This window comes from Prochlorococcus marinus str. MIT 0917 (genome assembly GCF_027359575.1).
Classification (GTDB): domain Bacteria; phylum Cyanobacteriota; class Cyanobacteriia; order PCC-6307; family Cyanobiaceae; genus Prochlorococcus_B; species Prochlorococcus_B marinus_D.
Genome location: NZ_CP114784.1, coordinates 1,504,878 through 1,525,329 on the forward strand (window position 1 = coordinate 1,504,878; position 20,452 = coordinate 1,525,329).

At 34.0% G+C, this 20,452-nt stretch carries 25 protein-coding genes and 1 tRNA gene; 14 read left to right on the forward strand and 12 right to left on the reverse strand.

What is annotated here, in order from left to right; translation table 11 throughout:
• Nucleotides 1-7: 7 nt before the first annotated feature.
• The 5 genes from O5637_RS08390 to O5637_RS08410 all read right to left on the reverse strand — a co-directional run bounded on the left by O5637_RS08390 (nt 8) and on the right by O5637_RS08410 (nt 3,597).
• Complete coding sequence (locus O5637_RS08390; protein WP_269604165.1) at nt 8-409, reverse strand: DUF4346 domain-containing protein; 402 nt, start codon at nt 407-409, stop codon at nt 8-10.
• Nucleotides 410-490: 81 nt separating this feature from the next.
• A complete protein-coding gene (locus O5637_RS08395) occupies nt 491-757 on the reverse strand; it encodes a hypothetical protein (protein ID WP_269604167.1) in 267 nt (88 codons plus the stop codon).
• A 31-nt stretch (nt 758-788) separates the two neighbouring features.
• Nucleotides 789-1,970, reverse strand: coding sequence for a GNAT family N-acetyltransferase (locus O5637_RS08400; protein ID WP_269604169.1), 1,182 nt, complete (start codon nt 1,968-1,970; stop codon nt 789-791).
• Between the two features lie 22 nt (nt 1,971-1,992).
• On the reverse strand, nt 1,993-2,670 hold the full coding sequence (locus O5637_RS08405; protein ID WP_269604171.1) for a RibD family protein: 678 nt from the start codon (nt 2,668-2,670) through the stop codon (nt 1,993-1,995).
• Nucleotides 2,671-3,597, reverse strand: a complete 927-nt coding sequence (locus O5637_RS08410; protein WP_269604172.1) for a 6-pyruvoyl trahydropterin synthase family protein — start codon at nt 3,595-3,597, stop codon at nt 2,671-2,673.
• Nucleotides 3,598-3,649: 52 nt separating this feature from the next.
• Between O5637_RS08410 and O5637_RS08415 the strand changes: the two genes are divergently transcribed.
• Nucleotides 3,650-4,246 carry a shikimate kinase gene (locus O5637_RS08415; protein WP_269604174.1) on the forward strand — a complete coding sequence of 199 codons (597 nt, stop codon included), beginning with the start codon at nt 3,650-3,652 and terminating at the stop codon, nt 4,244-4,246.
• Here O5637_RS08415 and O5637_RS08420 read toward each other — a convergent pair.
• On the reverse strand, nt 4,200-4,463 hold the full coding sequence (locus O5637_RS08420) for a chlororespiratory reduction protein 7 (RefSeq protein WP_269604176.1): 264 nt from the start codon (nt 4,461-4,463) through the stop codon (nt 4,200-4,202). The two genes, O5637_RS08415 and O5637_RS08420, sit on opposite strands and share 47 nt — an antisense overlap.
• Between O5637_RS08420 and O5637_RS08425 the strand changes: the two genes are divergently transcribed.
• A complete protein-coding gene (locus O5637_RS08425; protein ID WP_269604177.1) occupies nt 4,462-5,193 on the forward strand; it encodes a DUF6816 family protein in 732 nt (243 codons plus the stop codon). The genes O5637_RS08420 and O5637_RS08425 overlap by 2 nt on opposite strands.
• Here O5637_RS08425 and O5637_RS08430 read toward each other — a convergent pair.
• A complete protein-coding gene (locus tag O5637_RS08430; RefSeq protein WP_269604179.1) occupies nt 5,180-5,899 on the reverse strand; it encodes a glutathione S-transferase family protein in 720 nt (239 codons plus the stop codon). The two genes, O5637_RS08425 and O5637_RS08430, sit on opposite strands and share 14 nt — an antisense overlap.
• Nucleotides 5,900-5,960: 61 nt before the next feature.
• Here O5637_RS08430 and O5637_RS08435 point away from each other — a divergent pair, with 61 nt between their 5' ends.
• From O5637_RS08435 to O5637_RS08450, 4 genes are all read left to right on the forward strand, one after another.
• Nucleotides 5,961-6,167 carry a DUF751 family protein gene (locus O5637_RS08435; RefSeq protein WP_269604181.1) on the forward strand — a complete coding sequence of 69 codons (207 nt, stop codon included), beginning with the start codon at nt 5,961-5,963 and terminating at the stop codon, nt 6,165-6,167.
• A 2-nt stretch (nt 6,168-6,169) separates the two neighbouring features.
• A complete protein-coding gene (gene rbfA, locus O5637_RS08440; RefSeq protein ID WP_269604183.1) occupies nt 6,170-6,553 on the forward strand; it encodes a 30S ribosome-binding factor RbfA in 384 nt (127 codons plus the stop codon).
• Nucleotides 6,554-6,570: 17 nt separating this feature from the next.
• Nucleotides 6,571-8,205: a glycoside hydrolase family 3 N-terminal domain-containing protein gene (locus tag O5637_RS08445; protein ID WP_269604185.1), complete on the forward strand. Its 1,635-nt coding sequence runs from the start codon at nt 6,571-6,573 to the stop codon at nt 8,203-8,205.
• A 100-nt stretch (nt 8,206-8,305) separates the two neighbouring features.
• Nucleotides 8,306-9,091 (forward strand): uroporphyrinogen-III synthase, encoded by a 786-nt coding sequence (locus O5637_RS08450; RefSeq protein ID WP_269604187.1) that lies wholly within the window; start codon nt 8,306-8,308, stop codon nt 9,089-9,091.
• Between the two features lie 2 nt (nt 9,092-9,093).
• Here the strand turns inward: O5637_RS08450 and O5637_RS08455 are convergent, their stop codons facing one another.
• Together O5637_RS08455 and zds are read right to left on the reverse strand one after the other, a co-directional pair.
• Nucleotides 9,094-9,546: an SRPBCC family protein gene (locus O5637_RS08455; protein ID WP_269604189.1), complete on the reverse strand. Its 453-nt coding sequence runs from the start codon at nt 9,544-9,546 to the stop codon at nt 9,094-9,096.
• A gap of 3 nt (nt 9,547-9,549) precedes the next feature.
• On the reverse strand, nt 9,550-11,010 hold the full coding sequence (gene zds / locus O5637_RS08460; RefSeq protein WP_269604191.1) for a 9,9'-di-cis-zeta-carotene desaturase: 1,461 nt from the start codon (nt 11,008-11,010) through the stop codon (nt 9,550-9,552).
• 105 nt (nt 11,011-11,115) lie between these two features.
• On the opposite strand from zds, the gene O5637_RS08465 reads away from it, so the two are divergent.
• Nucleotides 11,116-11,505 carry a HesB/IscA family protein gene (locus O5637_RS08465; RefSeq protein ID WP_269604193.1) on the forward strand — a complete coding sequence of 130 codons (390 nt, stop codon included), beginning with the start codon at nt 11,116-11,118 and terminating at the stop codon, nt 11,503-11,505.
• A gap of 29 nt (nt 11,506-11,534) precedes the next feature.
• Nucleotides 11,535-11,954, forward strand: coding sequence for a tetratricopeptide repeat protein (locus tag O5637_RS08470; protein ID WP_269604195.1), 420 nt, complete (start codon nt 11,535-11,537; stop codon nt 11,952-11,954).
• Between the two features lie 27 nt (nt 11,955-11,981).
• Here the strand turns inward: O5637_RS08470 and O5637_RS08475 are convergent, their stop codons facing one another.
• The gene (locus O5637_RS08475) at nt 11,982-12,911 is read right to left on the reverse strand and encodes a TIGR01777 family oxidoreductase (RefSeq protein WP_269604197.1); all 930 of its coding nucleotides are present in this window, start codon (nt 12,909-12,911) and stop codon (nt 11,982-11,984) included.
• A 189-nt stretch (nt 12,912-13,100) separates the two neighbouring features.
• Between O5637_RS08475 and O5637_RS08480 the strand changes: the two genes are divergently transcribed.
• Nucleotides 13,101-13,364: an NAD(P)H-quinone oxidoreductase subunit O gene (locus O5637_RS08480; protein ID WP_269604199.1), complete on the forward strand. Its 264-nt coding sequence runs from the start codon at nt 13,101-13,103 to the stop codon at nt 13,362-13,364.
• Between the two features lie 20 nt (nt 13,365-13,384).
• Here the strand turns inward: O5637_RS08480 and O5637_RS08485 are convergent, their stop codons facing one another.
• Together O5637_RS08485 and cysK are read right to left on the reverse strand one after the other, a co-directional pair.
• Nucleotides 13,385-14,074, reverse strand: a complete 690-nt coding sequence (locus O5637_RS08485) for a J domain-containing protein (RefSeq protein ID WP_269604200.1) — start codon at nt 14,072-14,074, stop codon at nt 13,385-13,387.
• Nucleotides 14,061-15,029 (reverse strand): cysteine synthase A, encoded by a 969-nt coding sequence (gene cysK / locus O5637_RS08490; protein WP_269604202.1) that lies wholly within the window; start codon nt 15,027-15,029, stop codon nt 14,061-14,063. The genes O5637_RS08485 and cysK overlap by 14 nt, the downstream gene beginning before the upstream one ends.
• Nucleotides 15,030-15,172: 143 nt before the next feature.
• Here cysK and O5637_RS08495 point away from each other — a divergent pair, with 143 nt between their 5' ends.
• The 5 genes from O5637_RS08495 to O5637_RS08515 all read left to right on the forward strand — a co-directional run bounded on the left by O5637_RS08495 (nt 15,173) and on the right by O5637_RS08515 (nt 20,421).
• Nucleotides 15,173-16,738, forward strand: coding sequence for an ArnT family glycosyltransferase (locus O5637_RS08495; RefSeq protein ID WP_269604204.1), 1,566 nt, complete (start codon nt 15,173-15,175; stop codon nt 16,736-16,738).
• An 83-nt stretch (nt 16,739-16,821) separates the two neighbouring features.
• Entirely contained in the window at nt 16,822-17,082 is a 261-nt protein-coding gene (locus tag O5637_RS08500; protein WP_269604206.1) for a hypothetical protein, read from the forward strand.
• A 47-nt stretch (nt 17,083-17,129) separates the two neighbouring features.
• Complete coding sequence (locus tag O5637_RS08505) at nt 17,130-17,789, forward strand: ABC transporter ATP-binding protein (protein WP_269604207.1); 660 nt, start codon at nt 17,130-17,132, stop codon at nt 17,787-17,789.
• Nucleotides 17,790-17,818: 29 nt separating this feature from the next.
• Nucleotides 17,819-17,890, forward strand: a tRNA-Asn gene (locus O5637_RS08510).
• 548 nt (nt 17,891-18,438) lie between these two features.
• A complete protein-coding gene (locus O5637_RS08515; RefSeq protein ID WP_269604208.1) occupies nt 18,439-20,421 on the forward strand; it encodes a tetratricopeptide repeat protein in 1,983 nt (660 codons plus the stop codon).
• Nucleotides 20,422-20,452: the final 31 nt, after the last annotated feature.

Here is a 20,452-nt window from a genome sequence, read left to right on the forward strand (position 1 = left end):
ATGAATTTTAATCTTGAATATATTGTTTCCCGTCTATCAGGCATTGCTCTGCTCTTTGTAATTCACGACCAATGTAAATGGCATGATCTAAATGACTGATTGGGAATGGACCATGCCCCTCGGAGATTTGAATACCTAATTGCTTAGCACTCTTTCCTCTATAAATATTGCTTGGTTGATTTCTACTTTTTGTTTTACAACCAATTGTTTCACCGGACTCTGGATCAATAGCGCGACCTTTTTGATCAATATCATTTAAATAATGTTCAAGTATTAACTCATTCGTTGTTGGTTCAATTTTTATTAAGAAATAACCTTTTGGGTCAAGCTTTATTTGCCGCTTGGATAGTTTATCGTCTAAAAGCTTTATTGAGTTAATTAAGTCTTCTTGAGGTTCTAGATTTTTCATTTCTTTAATTTACAAATTAAAAAGAAGATACAAAAGTCATTTGTTTTTTTGGCATTAAATTTTAAAGTCCTTTTAAAAAATTTATCCTGAAATAAAGCTTTTCAGGATTAAAAATATAAGTAGGTTGACAAAAATAAAAGATAAATAAACAACACCAGGATTTTTCAGTCCTGCCGGTGCTGTTAGTTCATAGCCAAAAAGAGTAATAACACCTTGAGTCCCTTTATCTTTATAACTAAAAATCCCTTTAGCAAAGAAAGGTTTCTCTTCATTAGATTCAACTGCATCTTTCTCGGTGGAAAGTGATTTATTGTTCTCGGGAGAATCTAGTAAATTGTTATCTGTCATTGAGATTAAGTCTATAATTTGTCTGAAGTTACTATGTATTTGATAGTTTTGGCTCTTCAAACTTAAAAGGCACTTCATTATTTGTAGCGTTTATTTGATCAAGCATTAACTTATTTGCTTTTGGTAGCCATTCTCTTATTAATGAGTCCATAGGTAAGTTGTACCATCTATGAAGACTTGCATTGGGTTTAGCAATAAAACCTCTTCGTTTTTTGTGACTACCGCCCGCTCCAGGATCAAAATATTTTATTTTATTCGCTATGCCCCACTCAATCGGGGAGTAATAACAAGCTTCAAAATGTAAATTAGCTATATTTTTTTCTGCTCCCCAATATCGTCCCCAAAGCATATTTTCGCTTTTCACGCATAATGACATGCCAATTGTTTTATCAATTACTTCTTCTTTTGCATCAAATAAAACAATATTTTCTTTGAGTTCTGTTGATGTAAGTTCAGTGAAAAATGATTCAGTGAGGTATTTACTTCCCCATACTCCCCATCTTGAACAATGAAGCTCATAAAAATAATGCATTTTTTTTAAATTCATTGTATTGATTTGAGATCCACTAAGAGGTTCAACTTTTACTCCACATTTTTTTATGCTTTCTCTTTCTCTCTTAATATTTCTACGTTGATTGGAATTAAATTTTTTTAAAAAATCAGAAAAACTTTTTTCTTGATTTAATTTCAACAAACTTTGTTGATTGACCCACTTCGCGCAATTTAGAGATTCAGCTACTTTCATCCATTTGGGATCTACATATAAAAAATTACAACTGAGAATTCCATTTTGTTTGGCAAAACTATCAATTTCAGAGAATAATATTTGTGTGAGGTCTATATCATTAACTCCTTCTGCAAAAAGAAAGCGATAACCTTCTATTGGACTTAATGGACTCATTCCTATTAGTTTTGGATAATATTGAAGTCCCATATCTTGAGCTAGTTGGACAAAGGCATTATCAAAAATAAATTCACCATAACTATGAGATTTAAGATAGAGAGGTGCACATGCAATTAAATCATTTTCACTCCACGCAGAGAGAAATAATGGTTGCCATCCATATCTTTTACTGACACTTTTTGATCTTTCTAATGCATTTAACCAATCCCATTTATAAAAAGGAGTTGAATTTTCTTTTAAGAAATTATTCCAAATAATTTTAGGAATTTCTTGGATTGATTCATGCCATTTGATTTTTAAATTGTTCATTTATTTGATACTAAATCTATATTCAGGATAAATTATTTCTAAAATATCTTATAAGTAATTCATTATTTCCGAGCTTTTTACTTTCTTTTAGAATCCAGTCATTTTTTTTATTCATGATTGTATTTAAGTTTCTTACTTCAGATGAAACCCAACAGTAATCTCCTCCTATAAGAAGAGGTGTAATGGTGATTTGTAATTCATCTATTAGATCCTCTAAAAGAAAAGCTGAAATAAGATTTGCGCCTCCTAGTAATACAATTTTCGCTATTCCTTCTTTATACAAATCATCAAGAGAATCACGCCAAGTGATTTTTAAATTTATTTTCTTATCGAATCCATTAGGAAGCATGATCTCATTGTTCTTATCTTGTGCTTGGATCAACCATTTTTGAAGAGGTTGTTTAAAAAAAAGCCAATTTTCTGGAAAATCTATTTGATTGCTGGCTATAAGAGCAATTGGCTGTTCATTCTTTCCTTCTGAAGTTCTTTTCTTTAATAAGCTTTTGTTTTTAATTTCACAAATTGATTGATGATCTCTCAGCGTTTGCCCTCCCATTAAAATCCCATCTGACCAAGCAAGTGATTCTTCTAAAACTAAACGATCTCCAGACTGACCTAATTGTGTTTTACCTCCTTCTGGATATGCGATACGCCCATCAATACTAGAAGCTAAAACTAATTTAACCCATTTTTTTTTCAATTATCTAAGCAAACCAACCTGATTTTTTGAGTCCTTAGTATCGATCTTTGATTCAGGTACGTTTGCATAAACTTCAGCCGCATTATTTGGACTCTCCTGTAGTTTTATCTTATATAAATTAGCCCCAATTGCATTAATTGGATTAGTTAATTTATCTGAAATGTGTAATGCAATATTTTCAGCTGTAGGTACACAATTTGCAAAATAAGGAATATCTTTATTTAAAAAGGTATGATCAAAAGGCTCTACAACTAAATCATTTATTAAACTATTTAATGCTGATAAGTCACATATCATTCCTGTTCTAGGATTAATCTTTCCTTTGACAGTTATATCTACTAAGTAATTATGACCATGTCCATTAGGTCGAGCACATTTTCCGAATATTTTTTCGTTTTCGGTTTGGGGTAGGTCTTCTCTAGCCAAGCGATGTGCAGCTGAAAAGTGTGTTTGAACTGTTAAATAAGCATCCATAGCATTTCCTAGATAGTCAGCCCAAAGTTTTGGGTTTTCGTAAAGGCGAAGAGATTTTAGAGGTAAGTGAGATTTAAGGCGCTCCCATATAATACGAACTAAACTTTCAGTTGTGGGAAGGCAACCTTCGGGCTTAGAAAGGTCAAACTCTGGCCATGTGTCATTTAAAAAACGAAAGTCGAGTTGACTTGTTACTTCATTTTTTATGGCATGTTTTACATCTGAAAGGTTTAAGACCATGCCATATTTATTAAGATCTCCTTCCATGGTTACGATTAACTCGTAATTATGTCCGTGGCCAGGAGCTATTGAGCATGGGCCAAACAAAGCTGAATTATCATCATCAGATAATTCAGGAAGCCTATAAAGGTGGCTTGCGCTAAAGCAGGCTCGCCTTGTGATTACACAGCTTCTACCCTCTCCGTGAGGGAAACTAGATGTGAGTGCTTCCATAAATTTTTCACATCAAAACACATCTTAATAACTTTTAGTTACTTCTGTCTTTATGGCTGTCCAATCAACCCTTGAATCTCTTAAAGAAAAGTTAGGTGGTCGAAATATATTTTTGATAGGAATGATGGGTTCTGGCAAAAGTCAAGCTGGGCCAGTTCTAGCAAAAATGATCAATTATGCTTTTGTTGATACTGATGATGTTATAGAAAAAGCTTCTAAGCAATCTATCTCATCTATTTTTGAAAAAGATGGAGAAAAAGTCTTTAGGGATGTTGAAAAAAAAGTTTTAAAAGAAATTAGTCAACATCATTCTCTTGTAATTGCTACTGGAGGTGGTTTAGTTACCTTGCCTGAAAACTGGGGTATTCTTCATCAAGGAATAGTTATTTGGTTAGATCTTGATTTAAAACGTTCAATTAAACGATTAGAAAGTGATAACAAGAAACGCCCTTTATTAATTGGGGATGATTTGGCTGAGGATTTTAGTCAGATTTATGAAAGTAGAAAACCAATATATTCAGAGTCAGATTTGAGAATAGAAGTTGAGGATCAATCTCCAAATGAGGTCGCAACTATGATTGCTGAACATTTACCAAGCATCCTTATTGACCCGGAGACTCAAGCCGAACGGCGTACCACTGAATTATAAAACCTGCTTTGATTTCTAGGTCGCAGGCTGTATCAAGCAAATGTTGCGCAGCTTCTGCTATTGAAGACTTACATTTTAGATCTAATGGTAATGAATCGAATTTATTTAACCAAGATTGCAACCATAAAAGTGTTTGTTCTTTATCCAGGAATTGTTCACTTTCACCAGGAACCAAAACAACATAATTATCCATTTCTCTAATTAGCGGATCAGACATGAGACAGAAATTTTTCTTTTCTTTGATTTCTATTTTAATTATTTTTACTTACACAGGTACTGCACTAGCTGAAAGTATTCTGCAAATAAATGATTTTCAACCATCTAAGCTTTCCGAACGCAAATTAATCTGGCCTAATTGGCGCGTTCCTTCTTCCATGAAACGCCCAGGATTAAAAGATGATTTGATTTACCCTGATTGGTTTGAAGGTGTATGGGATGTTACTAGTCAAATAGAAAGTGATCAGAATCAAAAACCTATTTTTCATTCAGCTAAATTTATTCACAATACCTCTGGTGATTTAATTGCTGACCGTGAATACAATACGAAGTCTTATGCTTTAAGCACAAAAACTGGTGGTTTTTTATCAGTAAAGAATGATCCTAAATCTCCTAATCGTCAGTTCGCAAAATTAACTGAAGATAGGTATTTAGAGACAAAAATCATAGGAAGACTTCAAGAAAAAATAGACAATAATATTTTTATTACTGATGAATTAATGTTACAAATTTTGCATACTCCAGTATTTAGCAGGGTTAGTCAGGTCGAAACATTAACTGAATTTAAAAAATGTGGATCTAATCAAAATGATGACATGAATCTGAGTGATTTTAATATTTGTGGAGAACAATTTCAGTCTATTTATAATCAACCTGGGCAAAATATGATTTCTTTGCCGATTAAAATAGAGAAATCTAAATTAATACTTAGAAAAACTAATGATGATTAGTTTTTTCTAATTGATCTTCAATTAAGTCTCTCCAGTTGAAAAGAATTTGAAGACTTGGATCATTTATATATAAAGAACAACCTTTGCCTGTTAGATTTTTTCCAGATGAATTTGGAAATTTGAGTAGTGATAAGTGTGATGCTACAGCAATATCAGCAACAGAAAGATTATTTCCAATAAGAAAGTTTTCTTGATCAATTAAATTTGATAGATATTTTAGATTTAATTTTAGAGATTCTTTCTCTTTCTGGTTTGTTAATCCAGAAATCCGACTGGCAATCTTAGTAGGAATATTAAAAATAAGTTTTTGCATAGAATCTGAGATTTCGTTGGTGAATAAAGAGGAAATCAATATTGGATTCTTCGTAAGCTCTTCCAAAAAGACAATTTTTATAGATTTTGCCAAAGTTGTATCTGCCCAATTTTCAATTATTTGAGCCTGTGAAGCTTCCTTTAGACACTCTGGAATTAATTTTGGTTCTATTTCAATTTTCTCTAAGTGTCGTATTATTGAACTTGATTCATGGACTGTTGTTTCCTTGTCAAAAAGTACGGGTAATTTTTTTTGTCCTGTTTTTTGAAAGATATCTATTTGCCCTATGGCTGGAGTTATCTCAACGGTTCTATATTCAAGCTTTTTTGCAGCCAAAGCCATTCTTACTTTCAAGCAATAAGGTGAGTGCCTAAATTGATGAAGTTCCAACATTTTATTTTCCTTCAAATGGTTAGCAGAGTAGCTATTAATTCAGTCTTTTGTTGGTGAAAAAATGGGTGAGTTTTTTTCTAATGTTTCTAGATATCCCAAATATCTCATCACAATAGTTTTGGGGGTTTTTACCTCTGCAATTTCTCCATTAATTAAACGAGGTAGTAATCCGATCACAGCGATTGCTCTTGTTGGGGCGTTGGTAAGTGGACTTCTGACAATAATTTTCTTATTAAAGGCTATGGCTTTCCCTGTACCAATTACTTAGATATGGCTAATTCAAGAAGAGTAGACAAATTAGCAGCTTTACTCAAAAGAGAAGTTAGTGAACTTTTAGTTAATGGCGTCAGAGATGAAAGAATTCATCAGGCTATGATTACCATTACCTCTGTTGAGGTCTCAGGTGACTTACAGCATGCAAAAATTTTTGTAAGTCTTTTTGGAGAAGAGAAAAAAAAATCCGAAGTATTACTTGGTTTAGAGGAGGCAAAGGGATTTGTTCGTGCTGAGCTTGCTCGAAGGCTTCAAATGAGACGATCTCCTGAGCTTGTTTTTAAGATTGATAAAGGTATGACAAAAGGTCCTGCAGTTTTAGATCTTCTCAATTCATTAGAACTTGAACGTAAAAGTAAAGATATACGTAAAGATTTATAGATCAATCAATACTTTTGATGAATAAATCTGATCTTAGAAGACAAGTTGCTGAATTATTTATAGTAAGAGCAAGTGGATTTAATCTTGATTCGCAACGTTTATATCCCAACTTAGAAGAATCTAATTCAAATCTTAAGAGACTTTTAGAAGAAGGTGTTGGTGGAGTTATTTTTTTAGGAGGAACTGTAAAAGAATTAGAAATTCGTTGCAATGTCTTAAAAAAATGGTCGGGTAAACCTCTTCTCTTATGTGCTGACATTGAGGAAGGTGTTGGACAACGATTTTATGGAGGAACAAAGTTTATTCCTCCAATGGGTATCGCTCAGATTTATAAAAAAGATCATAATTTAGCAATTTCTATTGCTGAGAAAATCGGGTATTTTACTGGCAAGGAAGCAAAATATATTGGTTTGAATTGGCTATTAGCACCAGTCTGTGATATCAATAACAATTCAAATAACCCGGTTATAAATCTAAGAGCTTGGGGAGAAGAAACTGAACCAGTCAACAGGTTAACTTGTGCTTTCCATAGGGGTGTTTCTAGATCACAAATGCTTACTTGCGCAAAACATTTTCCTGGGCATGGCAATTCCGAAATTGACTCTCACTTGGATCTTCCAGAAATACAGAATGACTTATCTGAATTAGAGAAATTTGAGTTAATTCCCTTTAGATCTTTAATCAATCAAGGAGTCAATAGTATCATGATCGGGCATTTACTTTTGTCAAAAATTGATCCTATTTATCCTGCAACACTTTCAAAAAGATTGGTTACTGATTTGTTACGTATTAAATTAAAATACGATGGTTTAGTTGTCAGCGATGCCTTGGTTATGAATGCAATATCTAATAAATACAGTAGTGGTATATCTGCAGTTATGGCTTTTGAAGCAGGAATTGATTTGATTATGATGCCAAAAGATATTGATGAGGCAATTGATTCTCTAACTGATGCTTTTTATTCAGAAAAAATTTCTTTAGAAAGGTTACATATATCTAGAGAAAGAAGAAAAAAACAACTTGATTTAATTGGTAATGAAAATGATTTAGCACAAGAAGAATTTAGGTATGAAGATGTTAAGAATAAATTTTTAGTTGATGCTTATAGATTTAGTAATTCTATAATAAAACATTCAATTTTTGTCAGAGGAGAAAGTACTATAAAAGCTAAAGTTAATGATATTAATCTTATACAGATTGATAATTTTGATCAAGTATCTAATAAATTTTTACCTGCATTAAATTTACCTAAGGCAGTAGGCTTTAGGAATTTAATTATACATCCACTTGGCATCAGCCCATGGCAAGATAGTAATAAAAGATTTTTAGAATTAGGGCAATTTCGTAAGAGTAAAATTCTTATTCAGCTTTTTGTAAGAGGTAAACCATTTATAGGATCAGAATATCATAACGATCATTGGATAGAAGCTATAAAAAATTTAGAAATTGAGGAAAGATTATCAGGAATTATTATATATGGATGTCCATATTTATATGATAAATTAAAGAAAACTATTCATGACTCTATCCCTTTAGCTTATAGTCCTAGTCAAATAGAGGAAGCACAAACTCAAATTTTAAGTCGTATTTTGCAATCAAAAATAGTTCAAAAGGAAGTTGATAAAAAATCAAGTAAAGAATTTACTGATTGAAAATTGTTTAATAGAGAATCTAGTACTCAAGAAAAACCTTATCATTGTTTAAATAATTGCATAGTGATTCTCTAGACTTCCTAGAAAGAAGCATATAGAAATGGCTTTAACCGACAAGAAGATAATTATTACTCGTGCCCAAGAACAGACTTCAGAGGCTCGTAAGATCTTTCGAGAAAATGGAGCTGAGGTGTTCGATCTTCCTTCATTAGTGATTGGACCTCCAGATGACTGGGCCCCTTTAGATGATGCCTTAAAGGAAATTGCGACCTTTGACTGGATCATTTTTTCTAGCGCAAATGGTGTTAGAAATGTTGAAGATAGACTTAAAGAAATAGGATTATCTTTATCGAAAATTTCCAAGACTATTCAAATTGCTGCTGTCGGTAGAAAAACAGCTTCTTTGTTATCAGATATTGATGCAAAGATTAGTTTTGTTCCTCCTAGTTTTGTTGCAGACAGCCTGGTTGAATATTTCCCTCAGAATAAAAAAGGTTTAAAACTATTTATTCCGAGAGTACAAACTGGAGGTAGATCAATATTATCTGACTCTTTTAAATTAAAAGGAGCAGAAGTTACTGAAGTAGCTGCTTATGAATCTTCTTGTCCTAAAGATATGCCTCAAAAGACTATAGAGGCTTTGAATAGTGGGGAAATAGATATTATTGCTTTTACTAGTGGTAAAACAGTAAAAAATACTGTCAGCTTATTTAAAAAATACTTTGGTGAAAATTGGTTGACATTAATCGAAAGGATTAAACTTGTTTCGATTGGACCCCAAACAACTATTAGCTGTAACAACCTAATTAGGAAACCTGATAATGAGGCTTCACCACATGATCTAGATGGATTATTAAAAGCTTGTTTGGAACTAAAATTTAATTAAATTTATGCTGATTTTTCTACAAGTTCTTTAAATCCATCAAGATTTTTTTGTAATTCTTTCGTGACCATTCCTCCAAGAATATTTGCTTTCATTAGATTTGCTAAAACTTGAGGTAATTCATAAGATATTTTTAATTTAACCACAGTTTTAGCGCTCTCTTCATTAAAAAAGCGTACTGAACCCTTGGTAGGTAAACCACCAACTGATTTCCATTCCAATTTCTCTGCTTCTACTCTTTCAGTGATTTGAGCTTTCCATTTAAAACGAAAGCCATTAGCTGCAAGTGTCCACTCCGTTAAATCAGGAAGTGTCGAGGTTTTTTCATCGACTGTCTTAACCGATTCAATCCAAGTCATCCACAAAGGCATCGAATCTAAATCACTCCAAAACTTCCAGACAAGTTCAACTGGAGCATGAATTTCACTTATCACTGTGTGATCAAGCCACTTTCCCATTTCTTAAGCAACCGAAGAATTTTTTGCTAGTGAAACAGACTTTGAGAGCATTGCTGAAGCAGCAAGATGACCACTCATTGTTGCTCCTTCCATAGAGTCAATGTAATCCTGTTTTGTGTAACTGCCTGCCAAGAAGAAATTACTAAAAGAGGTTTTTTGATCTGGTCTATATGGCTCCATTCCAGGTGCCTCTCTGTAGAGAGAATGAGAAACTTTGACCACATTGCTCCATAAAAGATTCAAGCCTTTTGAAGAAGGGAAAAGTGTCCTGACCTGTAGATCAGTATGTTTTACAATTTCATCTGAGGGCTTGGTAATCCAGGGATCTCCAGGCGTTAACACACATTGAAGTAGTGAGCCCTGACCATCTTTTTTATAATCTTCTGGGCTTGATAAGGCTAAATCAGCAAAACAACTAAAATCAGCATCGGCTGTATATAGCAAATTGTCTAAACCAGATGGACTTTTTAGATTTATTTGAGCTTTTTCATTATTAATCTCTGTTACCCAGCCATCGTATCTAAGTTGTACTGTTGCCACTGGTACAGCATCAAGATTGAAAAGTGAGTCAAACTCTTTAAAACGTCTCCATGATCTAGGAATTATTCTTTTAATACCTGATACATCGCAAGCAGCTAAATATTTGTCTACGTGAATTTGTTTTTCACCATCTGGAGTTTGAAGAGTTAATCCAGTCACGGATGGTTGGTCGGAATCCTCTGAATGAATTTCTTTAACAATATTCTCTAAGTGAAGTTTTCCACCTCTTTGTTCAATGTAATCGAGTATTGGCTTCGTGAGCCATTTGTGTGGTGAGCCTTTCAATAGGTTGAGCTTGGATGCCTCTGTTTTTGAAGCGAACATCATAAAGATGGTAAGCATGCATCTTGCTGAAATAGCTTCGCAATCAATGAATCCCAGAGCATATGCAATAGGATTCCACATCCTTTCGATACTATTTAGGCTTCCTCCATGGTTTAGGAACCATTGTTTAAAGCTTATGGAATCTAGTGAGCGTATTGTTTTCATCGCCCCCTCATAGTCAATAAGCCCTCTTACAATTGGACTTGTTCCAAGAGCAAGAGCATTCCTTAGTTTGTCAATCCAATTTAATTGAGGTGTAGTGAAGAAGGCTTTTAAACCGTTGAAAGGAGCTCCTGCAAAAAATCGAAAATCAAGTGACTTGATGTCACCGCCCTTGTTAACAAAAAGGTGAGTGTGGTCTTTTGGTAAAAGATTTTCAAATGCCCCTACTTTTCTCATTAAGGCAAACAGATTGGCATAGTTGAAAAAGAACACATGCAAGCCCATTTCTATATGATTGCCATCGGAATCTTCCCAGCTTCCAACTTTACCTCCAATAAATGGTTTTGCCTCATATAGGTCGACCTCATGTCCTTCATCAACAAGGTCAACTGCAGCAGTTAATCCTGCTAAACCTGCACCTATTATTGCGATTTTCACTCGTTTAATTAGATGGATACACTAACTCTATGAATAAAAACTCGTTTTTGGCACTTTTAAAATCGAATATAATTAATAGAGTGTTATTAAAGTTCAGAAAAAACAATGAGTCAATCAAGCGCACCCCCCGAAACTCATAAAGCTCAAGATGGGAAGGGAGTACTTATTACCACTCCTGCATTGGATCAGTTGTCTAGACTTTGCAAAGAACAAGGTTCAGGGAAATTATTGAGAGTTGGAGTGCGTTCAGGAGGATGCAGTGGTATGAGTTACACAATGGACTTTGTGTCTGCTGATGATATTCAAAAAGATGATGAAGTTTATGAATATTCAGTGGGTAGCAGCTCTTTTAAAGTGATTTGTGATCCTAAGAGTCTTTTGTATATATATGGTATGCAGTTAGATTTCAGTACAGATTTAATTGGTGGAGGCTTTAACTTTACTAATCCCAATGCATCACAAACTTGTGGCTGTGGAAGTTCCTTTGCAGTTTAACTTTAACTAAAAGAATTTAAAAATTAACAATGGATCAATCAGAGGAAAGTCTTTTTGAAGAGGCCCTAAATCGCTATAAAGCTGGGACACCAGCAGATGAATTGATTGAAGATTTTCAGAAAATAACTTCTACCACTCCAAATAATGCTGCTGCATGGACATGCTTGTCTTGGCTGCAGTTGTTATGTGATTCGCCTCAGGAAGCCTTGCGCTCTGCGCGATATGCCGTGAAACTTAACGGTCAAGATCCACAGTCAAGAATAAATTTAAGTCTTGCATTGTTAGAGACTAATTCTAAAGGAGTTAGAGATCATATTGATTATGTGAAAAGGGCTATGTTCGTTCTTCCTGAATTAGAAAAAGAATTAAAAGAATCATTTGAAGATGGTCTTGCAAGGAAACCTAATTGGAAAACATTACTTAAAATCAAAAATTGGTTAGATCTTTGATTTCAAATTAGATCTTATCAAATAATTTTAAGCTAATATTGCTTTAAAAGCGTCATTAATAGAGGGGAAACTGAATTTAAATTTGAGTTTTTTCAACCTTTGAGGTTTGACATTTTGTCCCTCTAAAACCACCCGAGCTCCATCTCCTAAAATTAACTTCAATATCGGCCCAGGAACTGCGAGAAGACTAGGTCTGCCAAGTGATTGACCAAGTGAATTAGAGAACTCATTCATTCGTACAGGGTTTGGTGCAACCCCATTGACGACCCCAGACCAAGCAGAATTCTTTACACTTTCGTTAATAAGATTACAAAGATCTGTTCTGTGTATCCAGCTCATCCATTGTTTTCCATCTCCTATAGGACCTCCAAGACCTGCTCTGAAAATAGGAAGCATTTTTCCTAGTGCTCCGCCATCTTTTGCTAATACGATGCCAATTCTTACAATTAGAAGGCGAGTCGATCTTGGTTTGCTTTTGGCACTAGATTCCCATTCTTTACAGAGATTTGCTAGGAAATCGTCGCCCTGAGTATCTTCTTCATTGAATTCAGTTTGAGGATGTGAGCCATAAAAACCAATTGCCGATGCATTTATAAGAACTTTGGGGGGCTTTTTAAGATTTCGAAGGTTTTTAATCAGATTCTTTGTTGTTTCTATGCGACTATTAGTAATTTCTTTACAGTGATCGGTTGACCATCTTTTTTCAGCAATAGGCTCGCCAGCGAGATTGATCACTCCTTCACAACTTTTAAGACAAGTCTGAATTTCTTCTTTATCCCAAGACAAGGAATCAGCTGGATTCATTTGTATGAAACTGATGCTTTGGTCATTAGCTATGGCTATTAGTTTTTCTTTGGATTGTCTAGATATGACTGTGAGGTTGTGTCCTTCTCTAATTAGCAAAGGAATTAATTCTCTTCCGATAAAACCAGTGCATCCAGTAAGTAGTAATTTCATGATTTCTCTAATTAGATTTGATCAGCTTAGAGGGATTTTGATTAACTTATGATGTTGATCGCTTAAGAATATTTGTGTTATGGAATTTGCAATTAATTAATGACATGATTTTTACCATTTTGTTTTTACTGCTATTCTTCATTTGAATAGTTGAATTAAGTCGTTATTCTTTTTTATTAATTATTGAAAATGTCTGAACAAACCGGAAAAGTAGATGATTCAAAATCACCTCCAAAGATACAAAAGAAACTTAGGAAAGGAGATCTTGTAAAAGTTGATCGTGAAAAATATTCTAATAGCTTAGAATCTAAAGCAAGTGATATTGAATTACCTGAATATATTTTTCAAGGGCCTGGAGAAGTATTATTAATTAAAGGTGATTATTGTCAAGTTAGGTGGAGAAGACCAGTCCCTGATGTTTGGATAAATTCTGATCATATAGTTTTATATTAATAAATGAATAAAGATTGAAATTATAAGATAAGCCATTCTTTTTTATTGCTTTGTAAAAATTTCCTTTTTTTCTTAGCAATAGCAATCATTGCTTTCCCATCATGGAGGTAATTGTCCACATAGCCCATTGTATAGAGCTCTAATTCATTTAGAGCATCCTCAACATGAGATAAGCAATGATAGAGATCCAAGCTGAAATCTCTTATAATTGACGGACTTACCAAAGATGTATAAATTTTTTTAATTTTAGTTATTTTGTTTTTACTTTCCTCCAGATATAGGCAGAAAGAATCCATTAATAGTTGATCGTAAGGATCAGCTGATAATTCTCTTATTTTTGAACCTAAAGGATTAATTATTTGTCCTAATAACTTGTCAATAGGTAGGTATATACTTTGAAACCATTTCTTGATGTCTTCAGGCTTAGAGTAATTATTAGTTTCTCTTTTGTATTCATTCTGTTTATAAACTTTTGAATCATTAACTTTATTTAAGTGAAGATCTTTATGTGTTTTCTTTAATGTTTCCCATGCTGAGTTTACTTCGAGCATTATTGCTGAATCTCCTCCTTTATCGGGATGATGTATTTTTACAAGTTTTCTATATGCTTTTTTAATCTCTTCTAGTTTTGCGCTGGGATGAACTTTCAATATTTGATATGGGTCTTTTCGCATTGTTGAATTATTTATTTCTTGGTTAGAGGTACTCATTACCTTTGACTGGGTTCGCAGGGATTGAAGTAAACATGGTTGTTGAGAGATATCTTTCACCAAAACTAGGCAAAATAACAACCAATCGCTTATTTGCAAACTCAGGCTGATTTCCTACTTTTAAAGCAGCGGCTACTGCAGCGCCGCTGCTGACACCACTGAGCAATCCCTCTTCTTTGGCAAGTCTTCTGCCGATATCCATTGCTTCATTATCTTTGATTCTTATGACCTCATCAATTTGATTCATATCTAATACATTAGGAATGAAACCAGCACCAATGCCTTGAATCGCATGAGATCCAGGATTCCCTCCTGACAAAACAGGACTTGATGAAGGCTCTACCGCAAAAACCTTGATCTTTGGATTTTTTTGTTTTAAAAATCTGGCACAACCTGTGATTGTTCCTCCTGTTCCTACTCCAGCAATTAATGCATCAAGTTTGCCTTCGCAATCTTCCCAAATTTCTTCAGCGGTTGTTTTTTCATGAATTTCTGGATTGGATGAATTATCGAATTGCTGAAGCAAATATGAATTAGGTATAGATGCTACCAATTCTTTTGCTAGCTCAATAGCTCCTTGGATTCCCTCTTTGCCTGGAGTTAGTTGAAGCTCTGCTCCAAATGCTCTTAACATTGAGCGACGCTCAGTACTCATCGTGTCAGGCATTGTAAGTATGAGCCTATACCCTTTTGCTGCTGCAACCATGGCCAATGCAATTCCAGTATTTCCGCTAGTTGGTTCAATAAGAACAGTCTGTCCAGGTTTTATGGTGCCCTCTTTTTCCGCTGACTTCACCATTGCGCCAGCTATACGGTCTTTTACGGATGCTGTGGGGTTGAAACTTTCTAATTTGGCTATAACTTCTGCTTTGCAATTAAATTCATTAGGTAATCTATTCAGTTTGACCATAGGTGTTTGGCCAACTAAAGAAGTTATGTCATTAGCAATTGGCATGATCTTATTGTAAAAACTTGAATCAGGTTCGAGGCAAAAGTTATTTAATAATTCAATTCTTTTTTAATAATGCTTGAAATTTTTTAATTCAAAAGCTTTATTGGCCTTTTAGAGATATAAATAGATGGAATAATGTTTTGATATTGACCGAGAGCATTTCCCAAAACTGTAGGCCTCCAATTTTATGGATTCTTCTTTTTTGGACCGTAGCTTGTTTGATTGCATTTGTCTCTCTGGGAAATTTGCCTTTAAGAGATTTTGATGAAGCAACTGTTGCACGAGTTGCATTGGAATTAAACCAAAAAAGTGGACTAGAAAGATTGCTTCCTTCTATCTGGGATAAGCCCTATTTGAACAAACCCCCTGGATTGCATTGGTTAATATCGTTTGCTATTGGAATTAGTCGAGATTTTCAAAATAGTTTTGATTTATTACCTTCTGAGTTTTGTATAAGATTTTTCCCAGCACTTTTTTCTACTTTTGTTGTTCCATTGGGTGGATTGATCCAGTGGAATTTGCGTCCTAAAGATCGAATAGCATGTATTACTACATCTGCAATTTTATTGACTTTATTGCCAATTATTAGATATGGAAGAATGGCAATGTTGGATGGAACTCAGCTTAGTGCTATTGCACTATTATGGTTTTGCTTATCATCAATAAAAAATAATAAGTCTACTAAATTTAATTTTCTAGGAGCTGGATTTGCATGTAGTTTTATGCTTTTATTGAAAGCTCCTGTAGTTATTCCTGCACTATTTGCATCTTTATTACCTTTAATTTGGGAATATAAATCAAAAAAATATTTTGATAATCTTTCATGGTCTTGGTTCTTCTATGGAGTAATTCCAGGTTTAGCTTGGCACGGATGGAATATCGTTTCATATGGTTCAGGAGCTTTCTGGTTATGGTGGGGCGATGGAGCAGGAAGAGTTTTATTTGAAAAAGGTTCAGGTAGTGAGCTAGGAGTTCTGGTACCAATAATTGAAATATTTGAAGGTGGGTGGCCTTGGATTCTTGTATGGCCAATAGGTTTTTTGTGGGCATGCTGGTGTCTTAACACTCGTTGGGGCGTTTGGGCTTTTAGTACTCAGATAATTATTGCGGGAAGCATTTTACCTCTGAAAATGCAACTTCCCTGGTACATCCATCCATTTTGGTTGCCTTTTGCTTTAGTATGTGGACCTCCAGTATCTTGGTTAATTCAAAGAAAAGATAATAATTATATTTTCGCCAGACAATTATTAAGAAAAATTCCATATCTATTATCTTTAATTGGATTATGCTTATTTGCCTTTTCTTTATTAGTTAAATTAAATATTATCAACTTTGAAAAAGGTTACTTTGGTGCAATCTTTTCTATTAGCTTGGCTTGGCTTATTGGGGGATTACTCTTATCTGATTCAAGAGAAAAGATTAGAAAACTTGGTTTTATTGGAATAATTTGTGGAACAGTGATTGGTTTATTCTTTTTTGTGAACTCTAAATTTTGGTTATGGGAAATAAATGAGAATTGGGATGTAAGGCCTGTTGCTGAATTTATATCTTACTTCCCTGATCAACAAATTTATATTAAAAATAGTTTTGAGCGACCAAGTTTAAATTGGTATGCAGGAAAACGAATCAAAACTTTTGACGAAGAAAATCAAACTAAATGCAACGCAATTAAGAAAACTAATGCTTGGGATCTTTATACATGTAATGATTAAATAAAATATTATTATTAACATATTTTTCACTTCTTCCGCTTTTATTTGTAAGAATTATCTAGTTACAAGGGTTTTCTAAAAAAGTGTATTGTATCGAGCTTACTATTAAATTAAGTCCTATGCCTTTGGTCGTGCAGAGAAAAGAGCATGGAGATGCTAAAAGGCTTTACTCCGAAGTTGTAGATGCTATTCAAAAAGGTAATCAAAGGCTTTTAGAGTTGACTTGTGAAAAAGTCGAAGATAAAAGAATTACTGTTCTTGTTAGTGAAATTACAGCTGTACAAATTTATGAAAAGACTAGTAGTAGTACTAGTAAACGGCCTGGATTCTCACTGCAGAATTAAGAAAAAATAGGAGTGATTTAATTTTGGAAACGATTAGGTCTTGCTATTTGGAATTCGATAAAGTTTCTTTTTCTTTGCCCAATGGAGTCAAAGTTTTTGATCAATGCTCTTTTTCAATTTTAAAACCTGGTTTATGGATGCTGGTTGGTGAAAATGGAAGCGGTAAAAGCACCTTGTTTCGCTTGATCAGTGGAGTAATTCGTCCTGACAGCGGAAAAATTTTCTGTTCTCTTAGACCATCAATGGTTTATCAAAACCCAGAGCATCAATTGCTTATGCCAACTTGTAAAAGTGAGTTGATGCTTAGTGCTCCTAAAACTACTCGTCACTGCAATCTATTGGATTTGATTCAATCCTCTCTTGAGAAGGTTGAATTAGGGGAAATGTTGGACAGACCTATTCATACTTTAAGTGGTGGCCAAAAGCAGCGATTAGCTCTTGCTGGAGCAATTGTTAGCAATTCAAATTTACTTTTACTTGATGAACCTACAGCTCTATTGGATCCTCAATGCCAAAATTCAATTTTAAAACTGATAAAAAAATTGACTAGTTCCTCCGCTGATCCAATTACAGCAATATGGGTTACTCATCGTTTGGAAGAATTATATTTTTGTGATGGGGCGGCAATTGTTAAAAATGGAGGAGTTGGCAATTGGAATTCTGGCCCAAAAGTGTTCCAAGAATTAAAATCACTTGCCCTTAGGTAGCTGGCAAGGGTAAGTTCTTAATGTTGTAATCCTCGGTAGCTCAGCGGTAGAGCGATCGGCTGTTAACCGATTGGTCGCAGGTTCGAATCCCGCCCGGGGAGTTTTTAGAAACATTCAGAAGAATTCAGGAGACCTCAAAAGGTCTCTTTTTTTTTCTATGACTGCCTTTTTGGTGAAATAGGGAATTCAGTAGCAGTCAGGATCATTCAGGAAAAGTCACTGTTTTCTGCCCTTTGTTGAAAAACAGAACTATTTTGTCCGTGATATAGAAGCAAGGGTTTTTTGTGCCCGAAAATCGCTCAAACCCGTTACTATCAGAGGCTTCTGTGGTATAATAGTAGTACTCTATAAGCGAAATCGTAAGAATAGTATTAGAGGTTTGGGTCCAGTTTCAGTCAATTTTTTAAAAAATTATCGAGTTTTGAATGGGATTTCTTCGCCCAATTTTTTAACTATTAAAGAAATGGATAAAAAGATATAAGTAACTTGGATGACTTCAATCAAGTAACTATTGATAGATTTCTATGAATTAAATAAAAATTATCTCAAAAAAAGTTTTAATAAGGATAGAGTGAGTACTCAAATTACTCAAATTAATCAAATTACTCAAATTACTCAAATTAATCAAATTATAAGTTTATAAAAAATAATGGAACCTAGTGATAAAGATCAAGGGAAAAAGAATATACCTCAAGTCCAAGCATTTACTTTCCCATTTGCTTCGGGAGAAATCAAAGAAAACATCACTATTACTACTAACACTCCTTCTAAACCTTCTAAAGAACAAATAATCAATCAAGCATTTAAATTTCATTCACAAGGAAATATTTTAGAAGCAACAAAATATTATGAATACTTCATCAATCAAGGATTCAAAGATCATGTCACTTTTGCTAATTATGGACTCTTATTAAAAGATCTTGGCAATTTAAAAGACGCGGAATTATTACAACGTAAAGCAATTGAACTTAATCCTAATTACGCAGATGCGCATTCAAATCTGGGAGGCATTTTGAAAGACCTGGATGAATTAAAAGAAGCAGAAGTCTCCACGCGTAAAGCAATTGAACTTAAACCTGATTTTGCAGATGCGCATTCAAATCTGGGAGGCATTTTGAAAGACCTGGATAAATTAAAAGAAGCAGAAGTCTCCACGCGTAAAGCAATTGAACTTAAACCTGATTTTGCAGATGCTCATTCAAATCTGGGAGGCATTTTGAAAGACCTGGATGAATTAAAAGAAGCAGAATTCTACACGCGTAAAGCAATTGAACTGAATCCTAATTTTGCAGATGCTCATTTAAATCTGGGAGGCATTTTGAAAGATCTGGATGAATTAAAAGAAGCAGAAGTCTCCACGCGTAAAGCAATTGAACTGAATCCTAATTTCGCAGATGCTTATTTAAATCTGGGAGGTATTTTGAAAGACCTGGATGAATTAAAAGAAGCTGAAGTCTTCACGCGTAAAGCAATTGAACTTAAACCTGATTTCGCAGATGCTCATTTAAATCTGGGAAGCATTTTGAAAGAACTGGATCAATTAGAAGAAGCTGAAGTCTTCACGCGCAAAGCAATTGAACTGAATCCTGGTCTAAGCAAAGCGCATGAAGTATTAGGTTTAATACACCTCGAGAAAGGTTCATATGAATTATCTCTTGAAAATTTTTTAGAAAGTTCTCAGTTAGTTAGAGGTCACAAAAATAAAGAAACCAACCAAGAAAGATTTAGAAGAATTAGCCAAGCTAAAATCGAACATGATATTGAACAATTTGAATATTTAGCATCTAAAGGTTACGACTCTAAAAAATTTAGTGATCTTGCCTTTCTGTATAAAAAAGTTTACACTGAAATTAATTGGCCATCTGAAACCGAATTTATTTATTTAAATAATGAACATCATAGCATTCTGAAAAATAGTTATAATCGTTTAATAAATGTAATAGAAGCTCCTAGGTTAAAAGAAGAAGTAATCAATAATTCCTTAGATATTGAACAAATAACTAATGATTATACTAACCATGAATTCGGACTTACTTTCATTGATAATTTATTAAGTTCAAAAGCAATAGAATCTCTTAGAAAATTTTTACTCGAAAGTACAATTTGGTTTGATATTAAAAGGGGTGGATATATCGGAGCATATTTGGCAGAGGGTTTTGCTAACCCTTTAATCATTCAAATAGCAGATCAACTTAGACAGAAATTTCCAAAAATTTTTAAGGATTACCATATAAACAAAATATGGGCTTATAAGTACGATAGCCGCGCTAAAAATTACAAATCATCTCTTAATGGCATAAATGTTCACGCAGATTTCGCGGCGGTAAATGTCAATTTCTGGCTTACTACTAACGAGGCGAACTTAAATCCTAACTCTGGTGGTTTAATCGTCTACGACGTAGAAGCACCAAAAGCTTGGGATTTCAAAACTTATAATACTAATGTGACCAAAATTCAAGAAGAAATAAAAAGAAACAAAGCTAATACTACAGTGATTCCATATAGAGAAAACCGAGCGGTTGTCTTCAATTCAAATTTATTTCATGAAACTGATAGATATGAATTCAGAGAAGGATACGAGAATCGTCGAATCAATGTGACTTTACTATTTGGACGAAGAGAGGATAGTTAGCTTATTTTACTATGGCCTCTAAGAAAATTAA